The 16,915-nt window shown below is 68.8% G+C and carries 14 protein-coding genes and 1 pseudogene; 7 read left to right on the top strand and 8 right to left on the bottom strand.

The window, feature by feature from the left end:
• Positions 1-73: 73 nt before the first annotated feature.
• The gene (locus tag AB0F01_RS25565; protein ID WP_362100149.1) at positions 74-970 is read right to left on the bottom strand and encodes a hypothetical protein; all 897 of its coding nucleotides are present in this window, start codon (positions 968-970) and stop codon (positions 74-76) included.
• Complete coding sequence (locus AB0F01_RS25560; protein ID WP_362100146.1) at positions 967-2,031, bottom strand: SPFH domain-containing protein; 1,065 nt, start codon at positions 2,029-2,031, stop codon at positions 967-969. Before AB0F01_RS25560 ends, AB0F01_RS25565 begins: the two co-directional genes overlap by 4 nt.
• Positions 2,032-2,646: 615 nt before the next feature.
• Between AB0F01_RS25560 and AB0F01_RS25555 the strand changes: the two genes are divergently transcribed.
• Positions 2,647-3,093, top strand: a complete 447-nt coding sequence (locus tag AB0F01_RS25555; protein ID WP_362100144.1) for an SRPBCC family protein — start codon at positions 2,647-2,649, stop codon at positions 3,091-3,093.
• 22 nt (positions 3,094-3,115) lie between these two features.
• Here AB0F01_RS25555 and AB0F01_RS25550 read toward each other — a convergent pair whose 3' ends face one another.
• From AB0F01_RS25550 to AB0F01_RS25535, 4 genes are all read right to left on the bottom strand, one after another.
• On the bottom strand, positions 3,116-3,817 hold the full coding sequence (locus tag AB0F01_RS25550) for a response regulator transcription factor (RefSeq protein ID WP_362100141.1): 702 nt from the start codon (positions 3,815-3,817) through the stop codon (positions 3,116-3,118).
• Positions 3,814-4,950, bottom strand: coding sequence for a histidine kinase (locus AB0F01_RS25545; protein WP_362100138.1), 1,137 nt, complete (start codon positions 4,948-4,950; stop codon positions 3,814-3,816). The genes AB0F01_RS25550 and AB0F01_RS25545 overlap by 4 nt, the downstream gene beginning before the upstream one ends.
• Positions 4,951-5,086: 136 nt before the next feature.
• Positions 5,087-7,621: an ABC transporter permease gene (locus AB0F01_RS25540; RefSeq protein ID WP_362100135.1), complete on the bottom strand. Its 2,535-nt coding sequence runs from the start codon at positions 7,619-7,621 to the stop codon at positions 5,087-5,089.
• Positions 7,618-8,358, bottom strand: coding sequence for an ABC transporter ATP-binding protein (locus AB0F01_RS25535; protein ID WP_362100396.1), 741 nt, complete (start codon positions 8,356-8,358; stop codon positions 7,618-7,620). Before AB0F01_RS25535 ends, AB0F01_RS25540 begins: the two co-directional genes overlap by 4 nt.
• Before the next feature lie 740 nt (positions 8,359-9,098).
• On the opposite strand from AB0F01_RS25535, the gene AB0F01_RS25530 reads away from it, so the two are divergent.
• Positions 9,099-9,428 (top strand): hypothetical protein, encoded by a 330-nt coding sequence (locus AB0F01_RS25530; RefSeq protein ID WP_362100133.1) that lies wholly within the window; start codon positions 9,099-9,101, stop codon positions 9,426-9,428.
• An 11-nt stretch (positions 9,429-9,439) separates the two neighbouring features.
• A complete protein-coding gene (locus AB0F01_RS25525; RefSeq protein WP_362100130.1) occupies positions 9,440-10,570 on the top strand; it encodes an NAD(P)-dependent alcohol dehydrogenase in 1,131 nt (376 codons plus the stop codon).
• A gap of 805 nt (positions 10,571-11,375) precedes the next feature.
• On the opposite strand, the gene AB0F01_RS25520 is transcribed toward AB0F01_RS25525, so the two are convergent.
• Together AB0F01_RS25520 and AB0F01_RS25515 are read right to left on the bottom strand one after the other, a co-directional pair.
• Positions 11,376-11,909, bottom strand: a complete 534-nt coding sequence (locus tag AB0F01_RS25520) for a hypothetical protein (RefSeq protein WP_362100127.1) — start codon at positions 11,907-11,909, stop codon at positions 11,376-11,378.
• A gap of 825 nt (positions 11,910-12,734) precedes the next feature.
• Positions 12,735-13,331: an SMI1/KNR4 family protein gene (locus AB0F01_RS25515; protein WP_362100124.1), complete on the bottom strand. Its 597-nt coding sequence runs from the start codon at positions 13,329-13,331 to the stop codon at positions 12,735-12,737.
• A 272-nt stretch (positions 13,332-13,603) separates the two neighbouring features.
• Between AB0F01_RS25515 and AB0F01_RS25510 the strand changes: the two are divergent.
• From AB0F01_RS25510 to AB0F01_RS25495, 4 genes and pseudogenes are all read left to right on the top strand, one after another.
• Positions 13,604-14,353: pseudogene (locus tag AB0F01_RS25510) on the top strand (IS5 family transposase).
• A gap of 680 nt (positions 14,354-15,033) precedes the next feature.
• Positions 15,034-15,486 carry a hypothetical protein gene (locus AB0F01_RS25505; RefSeq protein ID WP_362100121.1) on the top strand — a complete coding sequence of 151 codons (453 nt, stop codon included), beginning with the start codon at positions 15,034-15,036 and terminating at the stop codon, positions 15,484-15,486.
• Positions 15,487-15,493: 7 nt separating this feature from the next.
• On the top strand, positions 15,494-16,120 hold the full coding sequence (locus tag AB0F01_RS25500; RefSeq protein WP_362100118.1) for a hypothetical protein: 627 nt from the start codon (positions 15,494-15,496) through the stop codon (positions 16,118-16,120).
• Positions 16,018-16,758 carry a hypothetical protein gene (locus tag AB0F01_RS25495; protein ID WP_362100115.1) on the top strand — a complete coding sequence of 247 codons (741 nt, stop codon included), beginning with the start codon at positions 16,018-16,020 and terminating at the stop codon, positions 16,756-16,758. The genes AB0F01_RS25500 and AB0F01_RS25495 overlap by 103 nt, the downstream gene beginning before the upstream one ends.
• The last annotated feature ends 157 nt before the right edge of the window (positions 16,759-16,915 follow it).

Genomic DNA, 16,915 nt, shown 5'->3' with positions numbered 1-16,915 from the left:
GGCGCCACCCGGTCGGACCGGTGAACCGGGCGCCCCCTGAGGCATCGGCTTCGAGCACACGACCGCAGGGCCGTCAGATCAGCAGGCGCAGTGCCGTGTCGCTCACTCCCGCCCGCACGGTCTGGCCCCAGGTCAGTGAGAGCGCGTCCGACTCCATGCCGTCTCCGAAGGCGACGAGGCGGTCGCTCTCGACAGTGACCCGCAGCCGCTCGGCGCCGGACAGGGTGCCCGCTGCCCGGGAGGTTCCCGTCGCGGGGGAGGGCCAGGCTTCGCGGACGAACCACAGCAGACGTCGCTCGGCCGGGTCGGGCAGTGGGAGGGCGCTGCCGCGCTCCAGCCACAGTGAGCGCAGCCAGCCCGTCGCGCCGGTCCCGGTCCCGACGATGATGCCCGACGAGGCCTGTGCCTCCGCCGTGGCGTCGCGGTCGGGGCCGATGCGGTAGCGGACGGTCTGATGGCCCGGCGGTCCGAGGAAGATCTCGTTGAGGGCGACCAGCCGCTGTGTGTCGTCCGCCACGGCCTCCACCATGGTCAGTTCGTCCGCCGCCGGGGCCGGCAGAACGGCGGAGCGCAGGAGCTTGCCGGCGTCCGCGGGCCCGTGGCGCACGAGCACGCCCGGGTTGCGTCCGGGGTCGGTGTCGATGCCGATGACCGGCTGTCCCGTCAGGTACTTCGCTGTGTTGGCGACGAGGCCGTCCTGACCGACGATCACCACGACGTCCTCCGGGCCGAAGAGGAACCGGTCGAGGTCGGCCCGTTCGACGCGGGCCTGTCGCCACGTGAGCGGTATCGCGGCCGCCACGTCGGCGACGGCACGCACAGCGCGGTCATGGCGCTCGGCCACCTCGGTGATGCTCCTGCCGCGTGAGGCGAGGAAGAACTCCGCCTGCCCGCGGGTGCCGTGCCGGGCGAGCAGTTCCTCGTACTCGGTGGTCCGGTGGACCAGTACCGCGCGTGGGGCGAGGCTCACGGCTGTGCCTCCGTCACGGAACCGTCTCCGCTTCTCGGTGCCTTCGGTGCCTTCGGTGCTTTCGGTGCCGCGGCGCCGAGCCTGGACAGCAGGGTGGTGAGCACGTCGGGCGACAGGGTGAGGCTGTCGATGTTCGGCAGGTTCTCGGCGAGCCGTGTCACCGCCAGCGCGTGCAGGACGGTCGGACCGGTGTCCGCGTGGACCCGCAGCCAGGCGGCCTGCGCCTCGGCCCGTGCCACGCCGGTGCGTTCCGCTGCCTCGGCCTTCGCATGGGCGAGGCGCACCGTACGTGAGGCCTCGGCCTCCGCCCGTACGGCGTCGGCCGCCGCGTCCTCCTCCGCCCGGCGGCGTGCGTTGGTGCCGTTCTGCTCGACCAGTTGCTCCTCACGACGGGCGAGTTCGATCTTGCTCGCCAACTCGTTCTCCGCGATCGTGCGTTCGCGCTCGACCGCCACCGCGCGCCGCTCGTAGGTGGCGCGGTCCGCCTCCTGCTGGATCTGTTCCCTGGCCGGTGTGCGCAGTGCGCGTTCGACCTCGGGCTCGGGGCGGACGGCCACCACGCGCACGGCGACCACCTCGATGCCGGTGGCAGGCAGACGTGCTTCGGCAGCCAGCCCGCTGCTGACCCGCTCGCGGACCGTGGCGACACCGTCGGCGAGGGCCGAGGCCAGGGGAGTACGGGCGAGCACGTCGAGGGCGTGCTGCTGGGCGGATTCGGTGAGCAGGGTGGCGATCTGCTCGAGAGGCGCGCCGCGCCAGGCGCCGGTGTCCGGGTCGATGGAGAAGTCGATGCGGGCGGCGGCTGTCGCCGGGTCATGGATCCGGTAGGTGACGGTGGCCTGGACACCGACGTCCTGGAAGTCCGAGGTGCGGGCGCGGAAAGCGACGGCCAGCTCCCTGTCGTCCACCGGCACTTCCGACAGCGAAGCGGTCAGCGCCCGGAACCAGAAGCTCAACCCCGGCCCGTCGTGGACGAGTCGGCCGCGCCGGTGGAACCGCACATGAGCGGTGGGCGCCGAGCGCAGGTGACGCCAGCCGAGGCGTGAAGTGATGTCGGCCATGTGACCCCCTTTTTCGTCGCTATGACGATATCCGCCGCCTCCCTTTATCGTCAAGATGACGAAAGTATGGGAGTTCCTGGCGCGGTCACAGCACCTGCCCGCCGCTGCTCGTTGTCCGTGGTGCATACCGGCCTCCTGGCGCGCGAGGCGGCGAAGTCGCGACGGGAGGCGGCGCGACGAGCACGATGGGCGGGTGCGGGTGCGGGTGCGGGTGCGGGCGCGGAGGGCAGGGGACACGGGCCGTGGCGGCCGGGGGAGGGGGCGATTGCCATGCAGGCCCTGAGGCTCCGGATCCCAGCTGTGTCGCGATGTCGACCCACTCGCTGCGCTTGTCGGCGAAGGGGCGAGGGTCTCGGAGGGTGATCCTGGATTTCGCGGCGTCCAGCATGTTTCCCGGTGCATCGACCAATTCGTCGTCGTCATCGTCACGCTCGCGCAGATGCACTGCGACGTTCGTCAGTTCCGTGATGGTGTGCACCAATGGGCCTCCGCCCACCTGAAGCGCCCGAAAGGCTGGTGTGACCGAATCCCGGGGTGCTGACGCTGACCTCGTGGCGGCAGTCTGCGGAGAAGATCGTGACCCGATCATGGCGGGACACGGCTTAGCCTTGCCGGGTGTCACCCCTCGCCATGACGGCCACGTCGCACTCATCCGCACCTGCCGCTCTCGTCTACGCCGCCCTCCTGGATGCAGAATCATGGCCGGCGTGGACCTCCTCCTACGAGGTCCAGTGGGAGTTGCCCGCGGGGGTCGAGCGGCCGGCACGCATAGATGACATCCGCACCATCCGTACTCGCAGCGGGCGGGTGTGGTGCCGTGAGCGCATCGTCGAGCTGGTTCCCGACCAGCGGTTCGGCTACGAACGGGCCGCCGGGCCGCTCGAGTCTCATCGGGCATCTGTGGACCTGGCTCGGGCACCCCAGGGCGGCACCGACATCACCTGGTCCGCAACCTACCGGCACGCTTTCCCGCTTGTGGGCCCGCTCAGGAGGCGGCGCCTGGAGGTCCTGGTCCATGATCTCGCGGCATACGCCAACTCGATCGTGAGCCGGAACTCCTGACTCCTGGAAGCCTGCACCGGGTTCATTCGCCGAGGGTGACCAGTCCGGTCTCGTATCCGATGATGACGAGTTGCACGCGGTCGCGTGCGTTGAGTTTGCCGAGGATGCGGCTGACGTGGGTTTTGGCGGTCAGGGGTGACATGTGGAGCGCTTCGCCGATCTCGGTGTTGGTCTTGCCGCGTGCGACTTCGGCGAGCACCTCGCGTTCGCGTTCGCTCAGGAGGTCGAGGGGGCCCGGGGTGCCGGGACGGTAGACGGGGCGGCGCACGAAGTCGGCGACCAGCCGTTTGGCCATGGCGGGGGAGATGAGGACGTCTCCGTCGGCGGCGGCGGTGATGGCCTCGAGCAGAAGTCGTGGCGGGGTGTCCTTGAGGAGGAACCCCGAGGCGCCGGCTCTGAGTGCTTCGTAGACGTACTCGTCGAGCGCGAAGGTGGTGAGCACGAGGATCTTGGTGGCGTTGAGCCGTTGGTCGCCGCGGATCGCCCGGGTCGCGTCGAGTCCGTCCATGCGGGGCATGCGGATGTCCATCAGGATGACGTCGGGGCGTGTCCGCCGGGTCTCGGTGATGGCCTGCGCGCCGTCGCCGACTTCGCCGACGACCTCGATGCCGGGTTCGCCGGCGAGGAGTGCGGCGAAGCCGCGGCGCACCAACTCCTGGTCGTCGGCGAGCAGTACGCGGATGTCGCGCCCGGCCGTGGCGGGCGCGGCGGGCCGTGGGGTCATGCCGTCCACCCGCCGGGAATCTGGTAGGGGACGAACGCGCGCACCGTGAATCCGCCGTGGTCGGCGGGTCCGGCGTGAAGGGTGCCGCCGAGGAGTTCGGCTCGTTCGCGGACCGCGACCAGACCGATGCCGGTGCCGGGTGCCGCCACGCGTGGGGCGGTCGGGGCCTGGTTGGAGACGGTGACGTGTACGCCGTCGTCCGTGTGCCGGAGCCGTACGCGTGTGGGGACGTCGCCGGCGTGGCGGGCGACGTTGACCAGGCACTCGTGGACGATGCGGTGGACCGTCACCACGGTGCTCTCCGCCACCCCCGCGGGGTAGTGACCGTCCTCGACCACCTCGACCGTCTCGACCTGCGTGGAGTGCGTGGCGGTTGCGACGATGTCGTTGAGGGTGGCGGTGGCTGACGGGGCTGGGCGGAGCGGGAGCGATTCGTCGGACCGCAGAAGACCGAGCAGGGATCTCAGCTCGTCGAGTGATCGTCTGCCCGCGTCGTTGATCTCGACGAGCGCCGTGTGGGCGGTGGCCGGATCGCGGTCGAAGCGGTGGGCGGCGATGCCGGACTGGACGGTGATCGCCGACAGTGAATGGGCGACGATGTCGTGCAGGTCGTAGGCGATGCGGAGGCGTTCGGCCTGGAGCCGTTCGCTGACCTGGCGTTCCAGTGCGTCGGCTCGGCGCCGCAGGTTGGAGCGTCGGGCGTCGGCCGCGGCGACCGGGAGCAGGAGAACGGCCGAGTAGGTGACCCATTCGAACCAGAACGGCTCGCTGCCGGCCAGGGCCCCGAAGCCGGCGACGACGATCGCGGCGATCGATCCGAACCGGATCACGGAGCGGTCGTCGCTGCGGCGCACGAGACGGTACAGCGCCACGGCGAGCATCGGTACCAGCGCGACCGGGCTGGACGTCCAGGCGAGGGTGACGGCGGTCAACACGCCGATCGCCACGACGGTGACCCGAGCGAACCGGTCGGCGGCGAGGAGCACCGCGGCGACGGCCGTGACCGCGATGCCGGGGAGTTCCCGTCCGGCCGTGACGTCCGGATCGAGGACGAACACGCCGACCGTCACCGCCGACGCGGTGATGATCGCGGCCAAGTCGGCGCGACGGCCGCGGTGATCCGTGTGCGTCATGGCACCATCGTCGTCGCCACCGGCGGCGGGTGCATACTCCCGCCGGAGTACGCACCCGCAGCCGGTGGCCGGGTCTGTGTCCCTGGACCGGCCGCGGAGGCTGTCCGGTCCAGGGGCGCAGGTCCGGGGCGGCGCGTCAGCGGTCCCGGCTCACCAGTTCCAGCACGGGTACCCGGGAGACCCGGAACGCCGGCCACGCCGTGGCGGCCACACCGGCCGCGACGGCGACGGCCAGTGTCACCGCCAGACGGGCCCATGGGACGACGACGGACGGGATCTCCGTGCCTCCGGTGACGTCGATCAACGCCCAGCCGAAGCCGGCTCCGACGGCGATACCGGTCGCTGCCGCGACGAACGACAGGAGTGCCCCCTCGAGCCGCACGATGCGGCGCAGTTCCCGCCGGGACGCCCCGACCGCTCGCAGCAGCCCGATCTCCCCGGAGCGTTCATTGACCGCCAGCGCCGTGGTGTTGGCGACTCCGAGGAGGGCGATGAGGCTCGCCAGGATGAGCATCCCGTCGATGAAGGACCCGAACGCGGCGATCTCGCTTCCGCTGCCCGCGATGTGTTCCTCCCGGGTCGCCAGGAACGATCCGGGCGACTCCCGGACCAGGGCGCGCACGTCGTCCTCGGCGTGTGCCGCCGCGCCGTCGGCGAGGCCGACGAACACCTGCGCATCGAGCAGACGGCCCGCCGAGGTGTCGAGTGCGGCACGGTCGACGAAGTAGGCGGGGGCTTCGAAACCGCCGGTGCTCCTGTCGACCACGGCGACGATCGGCGCTTCGACGGTCGACCGCTCGAACTCGATCTTCAGGGTCGTGCCGAGCACGGCCGGGTCGTCACCGACCACCGCCACGCCTCCCGAGCTCAGATCGGCGAGGTCGCCGGCGATCGGGCCGAGGTCGTACAGCGCGGGCAGTGCCGTCGGGTCGATACCGCCGACCGCCTCGGCCTTCCCCTCCACGATCCCTTCGGCGACCGCCAGCGCGGTCACCCGGCCGACGTCCGGCAGTGCCGCCATCCGGCCGGCCAGGGTGGGGTCGATCGTCGAGAAGTCGGGGGTCGCCGAAGTGACCACCAGGTCCGCCCGCAGTCCCCTGCGCACGTCCGTTCCCACCGCGCTCGTCAGTGAGCTCGCGAAGATCGAGAACACCGTCACCATAGCGATGCCGAGCATGAGCGTGAGCGCCGTCGACGCCGAACGGCGGGGGCTCGCCGCCAGGTTGCCCGCCGCGATCGAGCCGGACACACCGGCGGCGCGGCGGGCGGCCGGAGAGCTCCAGCGTGCTGAGGCTGTCACGAACGCCGGGCCGCACAGCACGAGCGCCGGGACGATGGCAGCAGCGGGCACGAGCCATATCGGGTTCGCGCTCACCACCGCCGCGGCTCCTGCGACGACCGCCACCGCGCCGAGCACGAGCCCGCTTGCCGTCCGTACCCGGCTCACCTTCCGGGGTTCCGCCGCGCTCTCGCGCAGCGCCTCGACCGGGGCTGTCGCCGCCGCGCGGCGGGCCGGGATCCATGCCGAACAGATCGTCGCGCCGATCCCGACGCTCGCGGCGACGGCGACCGAGACCGGGCTCACGATCGTCGGCCCGGTGATCAGGCTCACCCCGGTGAGTGAGACGACCCAGCGCAGCGCGCCCACTCCCGCGATCCCGCACACGAGGCCGACGAGCGTGGCGACCGTTGCGAGGAACGCCGCCTCGGTGACCACCGTGCCGAGCACGTGACGGCGTTGCGCACCGATCGCACGCAGCAGTCCCGACTCCCGCCGCCGGCGGGCCACGGTGAGTGCGAACGTGTTGAAGATGATCGTCACGCCGATCAGGACCGCGGCCACGGCGAAGGCCAGCAGGAACACGTTCAGGAACTGCAGCGGTGACGTCGCGGTGTCCTGCGTCGTCCGGATGTGGTCGGGGCCGTCGACGACCTCGGCATCGGACAGCGCCGACAGCCGGCCGAGCACCTCGGCGCGGTCGGCGCCCTCCGCAATGTCGACGAGGACCTCGGTCGGCGCCGCCGTGTCGAGCCAGGCGGAGGCCGCTTCGTCCGCCAGCAGAACCGTCCGCTGCAGCGGCGCCGCGTCCGCCGACGCGAACGTCGCGATACCCGTGACGGTCGCGTCGTGCATCCCCGTCGCGGTCAGGACCCGTACGGCGTCACCCGGGGCCACGCCCGCGTCGTCGGCCAGCGACCGGTCGACCATGATCTCCCCGGGCTCGGCCGGTGGACGTCCGCTCGCGAGCCGGAACGGATTGAGCGCCGGGTCGGTGATCCAGTTGCGGCCGACGTCGCTCGCCGTGCCGGCTCCGACCGTCGATCCGTCGACGACCAGCTTCGCGAAGCCGACCCACTGCGAGGCGGCCTTGTCGACACCGTCGACCGCTCCGACGCGCTCGGTGATGTCGGGATCGAGTGACTGCCGGACGGACCTGTCGGGATCTCCCGGTCCTCCGCCGGGCTCGCCGAGGGAAACACCCTGCACCACGGCGTCCGTCCCGGCCAGCGCTTCAGCAATGTCGTCGGCCGCTCGGCCGCGCATCGAGTCGGTCAGCACCAGCGTCGACACGAGGAACGCCACCGACAGGGCGATCGCCGTGCCCGTGAGCCAGAACCGGCCCCGGTTCGCGATCACACTGCGGGCCGCGCTGCGCACCATCCGGCTCATCGCCCCAGGCCCTTCATCACGTCGAGCACCGCATCGGCCGACGGGCGGTCCATCACGTCGTGCACTCTGCCGTCGACGACGAACACCACGTGGTCCGCCCAGGCAGCGGCGTTGGGGTCGTGCGTGACCATCACGATCGACTGGTGATGCTCGTCGACCGCTGAGCGCAGGTATCCGAGGATCTCCTGCCCGGACCGGGTGTCGAGGTTGCCGGTGGGCTCGTCGGCGAACACCACGTGCGGGCGGGCGACCAGCGCCCGGGCGAGGGCGACACGCTGTTGCTGTCCGCCCGAGAGCTCCGTCGGCCGATGACGCATGCGATCACCGAGGCGCAGCATCGACACGACCTGGTCGAGCACTCCGTCGCCCGGCCGGCGGCCCGACAGAGTCAGCGGCAGGCAGATGTTCTCCTCGGCCGTGAGGCTTCCCACGAGATTGAACGCCTGGAACACGAACCCGATCCGTTCCCGGCGCATTAGGGTCAGTTCACGGTCGCCGAGCGCCGACAGATCGGTGTCGCCGAGGAAGGCGCGGCCCGACGTGAGCTGGTCCAGCCCGGCGGCGCAGTGCATCATCGTCGACTTCCCCGAACCCGACGGGCCCATCACGGCCGTGAACTTCCCCGCCGGGAACGCGAGGCTGACATCGTCGAGAGCGACGACGGCCGACGGGCCGGAGCCGTAGCGCTTGACCGCGCCGACGAGTCTGGCCGCAGCCTCGTCAACGCCGGATGACAGCGCGCTCCCGGACGGAACATCGACGACCGGGGGATCCGGTTGTGGGGACACGAGACCTCCGTTGAGTGGTTGGTGACCACCACGATGGATTCGGCCGACGGCCGCCGAATCCATCCGCAGGAGGTGCCGCGTACGCGCACGGGATTACCTGAGCGGGCAGCGGGCCGGCCCCGGCGGCTCCCCCGGGCGCCACGTCCTTCGGCCCCGTCGCCGTCCCGGTGAGGCGGGGGCGGCGCGATCGGCGGGCCTGCTCGGGATGCGCCTCCACCACGTCCTGACCGCCATCGGCGTCGGCATCGAACGCCTCAGGGGTCTCCCGACGACTGAGGGGGGTGACCCCTGCGCGCCGACCGACCCCGCCTTCCGGACCTGCCTCACTCAGCACGAGACTCCCGGGCCGAGCCTCCGAGCCTCCGAGCCTCCGAGCCTCCGAGCCTCCGAGCCTCCGAGCCTCCGAGCCGTCGAGCCCCGGAGCCGCCGAGCCGTCGAGCCCCGAGCCCCGGAGCCCCCGGCGCACCTGAGCACCTGGCCCGGGCAGATCCAGGCTCCCCGACAGAGTCACGGTGTGATGCTCCTGCCGGGGCGCGTGCGCTCTCTGCCAGTACTGTCTCCGCCCGGCATCGGAGGCACCCTCCCGGGGCGCTTGCGGGGACCACCTCCCGGCGTTCCACTGGGGGTGTGGCGCCTCAGCCGGGCAGCAGCCGGCTCTGGGCCGCCCGGCGCCACGTAAGGAGTCCTCCATGGCCGGACCCATCTCCGTACCGACCTCCGTACCGACCTCCGTACCGACCTCCGTACCGACCTCCGTACCGACCTCCGCACCGCCCTCCGTGGGCGCGACCCGCGTCGAACCGTCGTCAGAGGAGGTCCCGGGACCCGGTGTGAAGGTGGTCGACCTCGTCGCCCCGGCCGCCCCGGCCCACACCGCCTCCCCGCCCAACTTCTTCGGCACCGTTCCCCGCGAGGCCACGGACGAGCTGAAGCCGAGGTACGACCGGCTGAACGGACACGAGGAAGCGACCCTGCCCCATGCCGAGACGGTGGCATGGCCGATGTACGACTACCGGTGAGGAGAGCCGCCATGGCGGATGCGTCGACCGAGCGTGAGATCACCGCTGCCGTCGTACGAGAGAAAGGGTCCTTCGAACTGGGCCCGGTCCTCCTCGACCCCCCGCGCGACGACGAGATCGTCGTGCGCATCGTCGCCACCGGCCTGTGCCACACCGACCTGGTGGTGAGGGACCAGGTGTATCCCGTCCCGCTCCCCGTCGTCCTGGGCCATGAGGGCGCCGGCGTCGTGGAGGCCGTGGGCGCGGCGGTGGAGAAAGTCGTACCCGGGGACCACGTCGCGGTCAGCTTCCTGCCGTGCGGCCGCTGCCGTCCGTGCCTCGACGGATCACCGGCGAGCTGCGCCAACTTCAACGCCGTCAACTTCGCCGGCCAGCGCCCCGACGGCTCCCACGCCTTGCGCACTGCCGACGGCGACAGCGGCGGCACCCTCCACGACCGGTTCTTCGGCCAGTCGTCCTTCGCCACCCACGCCGTCACCAACGAACGCAACACCGTCAAGGTGCGCCCCGACGCCCCGCTGGAACTTCTCGGCCCGCTCGGCTGCGGCATCCAGACCGGCGCCGGAACGGTCCTGCGCGCGCTGAGCGTCGGAGTGGGCTCCACCTTCGCCGTGATGGGCGCCGGCGCGGTCGGCCTCAGCGCGGTGATGGCCGCACGGGTCGCGGGGGCAACCACCATCATCGCAGTCGACGTGCTGCCCTCCCGGCTCGAACTCGCCGCCGAGCTGGGTGCCACCCACACCGTCAACGGCCGCGAGCAGGACGCCGTGGAGGAGGTCCGGCGCATCACCGGTGAGGGCGTCGACTTCGCCCTCGACACCACCGGGCTGCCCCCGCTGATCGGCCAGATGGTCGAGTTCCTGCGCCAGCGGGGCACCGCAGCCGTACTCGGCGCCTCCGCGGAGGATGCCGTGATCAGCCTTCCGGCGAACACCTTCATGCAGAGCTGCAAGACGCTGATGGGCGTCGTGGAGGGCAACAGCGTCCCCGATGTCTTCGTCCCGCAGCTCCTCGACCTGCACATGCAGGGCCGCTTCCCCTTCGACCGCCTGGTCACCTTCTACGACTTCGACCAGATCAACGAGGCCGCCGCGGACGCCGCCGCGGGCCGCACGGTGAAGCCGATTCTCCGCATCGGCTGAGCGAACGACCGGCGGTGACGAGGCAACGTCCGAGGAGAGGCCGATTCCCCGGGCCGATCCTCCCGACGCGAGGACCGCGCGGGCGCCGGCTGCTTCGCCGACGACGACCCGGCCACACCGGGCACCGACCGAAGGGCGTCACAGTCACCCGCGCCCGTACGGACGTAGGCGAGGGATCTCACCCGCCGGGCGGTCCACCCGCTGGACCGTGGAACTGTGCCCGTACGCCGGCGGGCTTGCTCTCGTATGCGGTCGTGATAGCGCACCCCGCCTCGCGGCAGACGCTCACATCGAAGCCGTCCGCGTACTGGGCCGCGACCACCCGCTCACCTCGCACGCCGGCAACGTCCGCGCCCTCACGCTCACCGACGCCGAGCCCGCCGTGCTTACCAGGAATACGAGGAGAAAAGCCGCGGGGCGCGACCTTGTTGGCATCCAACGCGTGTCGGTCCAGCGGGTCGAACGCGCCGTACGAACGGCTTGGTAGTAGGGAACGAATTTTTTCCGGCCCCCTCGTCGGTATCAGCGTCGTGCGCTCAAAGAACCCGCCGGCCGGGTAGTAGCCGCCTATAAGCTACAGAGGCCCGGCACAACAAGATCCCCCCGAGGCGCTGAAGTCCATGGCAACGATGCCCGTCACCATCGTGGAGAACTACGCGAAAGGACGCGTCGGCCGACTTCTTGACGCGGACCGCCTCCCCCAGAACCCGGTCCCGCCGCCCCTTGTAATCAGCGTGCGGGGCCGCTCCCAAGGCCGCTTATCGGTGGCCGCCCAGCAGAGTCAAAGGAGCGCCTACACCTCGAATCAACCCGTCGCGCCCAGAAGGAATGCCGTCGTCAACGCCACGAGCGCAAAAATGTCTGACGGATGGACGTAGGGGCGCCATTTGACCTGCACTTCAGCTCTCGACGCGTGTTCCCCATCACCGTTCTTTCTGGAAGTGATCAAATGCTCCACGTATTCGTTGGTCTCGGGTCCAGCCGGCAGTGCGCCTACATATACGGTGGACCCGTTCATGAGGCGTATGGAAACATAGCTTCTCCCAACACCGGGGATCTCTATATTCCGGACTGAATCGACGTCGAACTCCGCTCGGAGGAACACGCCGATCACACGGACAGTCGTTGCCGAGACGTCAAGACTCGAAACAAAGCACAAGCGCCAGCAAAGGCTCACCGCACACCCCGTCACTGCGATGGAAATTGCAGTGCCGCTCCTCGTTGCGCCGCCCACACCCAGCCCGTCACTGCCCACAACCATGTAGAGGATCGCGAGCGAGACCGCTGGAACTGGGGAGAGTATGGCCTTCCATGGCGCATCCGAAGTTCTCAACTTCATGGTCTGCTCATCTTGCCCAATGACCGCGAGGCCCGGAGGAGGGATCATCCGCAGTACCCCGCATTATTGTTCAAGTAGATCTTGCCACCACAGGTCGGGCTGGTGAACCCGATATTTGTCACGTAATCCCTCATCACGGTACCCCAATTGGTGCGTTTGCGCGTCCTGCACATTCGGGGGCTGTTCGAGAATGATTGGCGCCAACTCGCGTTGCTGTTTCTGCCCCCTCCGAGCCATGCGGCGGTTCCACACCGGCGGCCGAAACTCCGAAAGTCAGCGCAGTCTGAGTCCGGTGTTCGGCGGAAGTTGTGTCAACGCCGCTTCCTCGGTCGAGGGCTGCGCTCATACTCAAGCCACCGACAGCCACCACCAACCAGGTCCCGGCGCCGGCAACGACGCATGTATCGAAAGCTAGCACCCCGTTACCCACCTTAATTCCACCCGCGTGCCCAGCGAAGAAGCCCGAGACCCCGTTTCATGCGTTCTCGTACCAGGGTTTGTCCCTGGGCGGGTTCCGTAGCGCTTCGAGTTCTGCTTCATGCTTGTTCATATACTATTGATGCTTGAGCTTCTCCTTCTGGCGGAGCCTTTCCGCCTCGCTGACGCCCTGCCTGCACCAGAAGGCGTTCTCGGCGCTGAACACCTCGCATTCTCCATGGCTTTCTCAAGACGCGTACCCCCTACGACGAGTCCACCGCGGGGTCACACCACGCGACTCTCTCGGCCGCCACTTGACACTGAAGCGGAATGAGCTGGCTTCTCATCATGGTTCGTGCACACAGTTCAGGCGCGTGACGGTACCGGGCGACTGTAGGCGTGGGCCTCTCACATGCCGCGGTCAGGGCCCTTCCTTCTGACCATGGGGTCCGTCGCACTCATCGGCATACTCTCGAGGACAATCGGGCCGGGGTAGAAGACGCCACTGCCCGGACCGAACATATCCTCACCGACCAGATACCGGTGGAGCCATTCGGGGAACGGCATTCGGTACTCGTAGTACAGCGCCTCATCTCCGTTGCATGCGAACAGTCGCCATTCGCCCGTACCCGCCTCGACCGACCCGAACAGATTTTCCCCGCGGTCGGTGTTGAGCAGTGGAATGAGGCCGGAGGGAGCACCGAAGGGCGGATCGGTGAACCCCTGGCGCACTACGTCCGTCAGGTCACTGTGAGACATGAATACCTGGACCGTCTCCTGCATCCATTGCCCCAGGTTCCACCGGTCAGTGGACGGATGCTTCAGGAAGAGATGATTGTTCAGCTGAACCGGCGCGTACCTGCCGATGATTTCCTTGTAGTCTTCGGGTAGACGAACGCCCAGCTCCTTTTCCAGGGCGCCCCATGTCGCAGTGGGTGCGGGAGTGTTACCGTTCTCCCCCAGCATGCGGAGCACGGATTCGTTGAAGTCACGTGACACGGTCATCCCTCTAGGTCATTTCGGGCAAATCGTGGAGCCCGTCCTCCGTCCACCACTGGCAGACTGGTGGAGCACACAGCGCTTTGCCACCCCGGTAGTCAAATCGACATAATTGTATTCAATCCTGGCAGATATTCCGCTGTTCACGCTGTCATTATGCGGGATGATGGACAGTGACACCTTGGTACCCGCTTCCAGCGACGCGCGGATATCCCCCTCCACTCCATCCCCAAGAGGTGTTCTAATAGAAGTCGCTGATAGTGTGACTGTCGACTCAGATGCTTGTTGCTCTGTTCGTGGGGAAGAGGAACTTTCGTCCGTGGATCGTGTCGGACGAACTGTGGTCGCTGATCGAGCCGTTGTTGCCGAAGCCGCGTCCGATGTTGGTCGCCGGGCGGCCGAGGGTTCCTGACCGGCAGGCTCTCTGCGGGATCCTATTCATCCTGCACACCGGCATCCAGTGGGAGTACCTGCCCCAGGAGCTCGGCTTCGGCTCTGGAATGACGTACTGGCGGCGGCTGGCCGCTTGGAACGAGGCCGGCGTGTGGGATCGCCATCACATCGTCCTGCTGCAGAAGTTGCGGGCGGCGAAGCAGCTCGACTGGTCTCGGGCGGTGATCGACTCCAGCCATGTGCGGGCCGCTCGACGAGGCCCAAGAGCGGACCCAGCCCGGTCGACCGTGCGCGTCCGGGCAGCAAGCACCACGTCCTCGTCGACGGTCAGGGCGTCCCGCTCGCGGTGTCGCTGACCGGCGGCAACCGTAACGACGTCACGCAACTGCTGCCCTCCTCGCCAAGGTCCCGTCCGTTGCGGCCTGGTCGGGCGGCCGCGTCGGCGGCCCGACATAGTGCTCGGCGACCGTGGCCACGACCACGACAAGTACCGCCGGCTAGTGTGGGCTCTGGGCATCAAGCCGGTGATCGCCCGCCGCGGCACCCCTCACGGTTCGGGGCTCGGGGTGCACCGGTGGGTCGTCGAACGCACCATCTCCTGGCTGCATGGCTTCTGGCGCCTACGCGTCCGCTGAGAACGGCGCGATCGCGACCTCCAGGTCGGTGCGCCCGGCCGCCGGACCGAACCGCAAGGATTCGACCAGCGACGTCGAGCACCCAGGGCTGCGCCCATCCGTCACCGCTGCTGAAGAACGCCGTCAGCTCCACGCCCACCCCGTTGTGATCCTTCACGACATCGTCGGCCGTCAGAGGCCGTCTCTCACGGTCTTCTCATCGCCTCCCCGCCACCGTCTGCCTGCCACCGTCTGCCTGCCACCTTCGCGGGGGCACGGCGAGCGCCGAAGCCCTCGCCGAGGTCACCGGAGCGGACCCGGACGCGCTGGCACGACTGATGCGGCATCGCTAGGGCCACCGCCCAGGCCTTCGCTGAGGAGGGCGCGGGGGTCCTGGTGGCGGGCTGCACCGCCGCCGACCCTCGCCGCCACGGCGAAGGGCACGACACCATCCGGACACCCGCCGTTGACCTTACTGCGGCCGACGCGCCCCGGCAGGTCGTGGAGACCGACCAGCGTGAACCGGGGCGGGATCGACGTCCCCGCCGAACTGGCAGCGCTCGCCGGAGCACAGGTCGCCGAGAGCGCCGGGAAGAAGGGCGGGTAAGCCCCCTCCGGATAACACCTCAGGCTGGCGCCGGATGGATGATGGAGGTCACTGCGGCGGACTCGCCGCCCAAGTGCTGGGGGACGGAGAGCTTATGGCATGGGATGAGTGGGAACAGCTGAAGGCCCAGGCGGCCGAGCGGCAACCGTCGCGGATGCAGCTCAATCAGTATCCCGCCGACACCGGAACCGGCGGGGGCGGCCAAGGCGACAAGGGGGATGAGCTCGGTGTCAACCACGACTCGCTCAACGGGAACTCGCACTCGCTGATCGAACTGGCAGGGCTCCTCCATGAGGGTCGGCCAGACGGTGACCTTTGCACAATGGCGCGTGCGCCACGCTCACACGTGGACGTCGCGGCGAAGGCCGATCGTTTCGCCCGTTTTGCGGACGACCAGTACCAGGACGTCACATCGCTGCTCGCCGCATTGTCCACACGCCTCAAGAAAGCGAACGGCACGTTCGTCGCCTATGACGGCGAAGTCGCCGGCGGCATGATGAACGCCATCCTCGAGCTCGGGCAGTACACGGCCCCGGAAGACAGGTGAGACTTCAGTGGCCTACACCTACCGGCACGACGTCAGCTTCCTGGACGACTGCAACCCTGCTCTCGTCGAACGCAATGCCCTGGAGTTCAAGAGGCTGCGTGACCTGTTGTTGGACATCGAGCCCGGTGCGAAGCGGGCGGCCACCCACACGCAATGGGTGAGCCAGAACCGCAAGCCCTACGACGACCGGCTCCGCGAGGCACGCGACCTGATCACGCACCTGGCCAACGGCTATGACATGGCACAGAGCGCGCTCCTGCACTATGCGTCGGCGCTGCGGACCGCCAAGTCCCACTACTCGGACGGCAAGTCGGCCGAGCAGACGCTCGCCGGTCTCATCTCCCGGGTCGCGGATGCCGTGACACACCAGGCGCAACAGGCCGGACCGATGCGTCAGTGGGAGGACCTGCGAGGCACAACCGGTTTTCTGGACTGGGCCGCCGAACTCACAGTGGACATCGACGACATCAAGGATGACGCAAACCGTGCCCACGATCAGGCGAGCGCGGGGCCTATCACCGCGCCAAGACCGTGGAAAGCGAGGCACGGAGGACGTGCACGGCGGCGCTCGACAGGGCCTACAACGCCCCGCCCGACTTTCGCGGTGGTGACTTCGTCGACGCGAAGGACCTGATCGACACCATTCCCGCACTCAGAGCCGAAGCCGCCGAAGCCGGCAGGGACCCGCTTGTCCATCTCCTCGGCAGCGGATCCAAAGCGGACTTCACCAAAAACGTGGGGAGGGACGACGTATCGCCGTCCCTCATGGACATCAGGATGCGCCTCACCACGCTGCCCGAGGCCACCGACGCCTACTGGACGGTGCCAAGGAACGCTGAGGAACGCCGCGAATGGATCGCGGCGAACAAGGACATCATCGTTGAAGCGGCCCAGCGATCCGGCCTGCCGCCCGACATGGTCGCGGGCATCATCTGGCAGGAAGTCGGCGGACAATGGGGCTGGATGGACGACGGCGTCGACACCATCCGCGAACTGGCCGAGGGTGGCTGGCTGAACAGCACTCCGGAGAATCTGCCCTCACGGCTGGGCGGCTCCCCGGACGAGACGAGACGTCCTTCGGCCCCATCGCCATCCAGGTGGGGCGGGCGGCGGAAGTTCTCGGATACGATCCGGCAAGCCTCACCGAGAGGCAACGGGACACCATCGAAACCTCACTCCAGGACCCCGGACAGAACATCTTCATCGCCTCCGAGTACCTGGCCATGCTCAAGGAAGAGAGCTGCTTCGCCGACGTACCGTCGGAGGAAATGACACGAGAACAACGCCAGGAACTCGCCGCCCGCTACAACGGCGGTCCCTACTGGCAGGACGAAAAGTGAACCGTTCCGGGTTCGATCGAGACTCTAGGTTATGACTGTGACCTGGGGCTTCGTGGTTGCCCGGTAGTAGTTGGTCTCGTATTCGGCGG

The organism is Streptomyces sp. NPDC029526, from assembly GCF_040637405.1.
In the GTDB taxonomy this organism is placed as follows: domain Bacteria; phylum Actinomycetota; class Actinomycetes; order Streptomycetales; family Streptomycetaceae; genus Streptomyces.
This window is presented reverse-complemented; position numbering and strand designations above follow the sequence as displayed.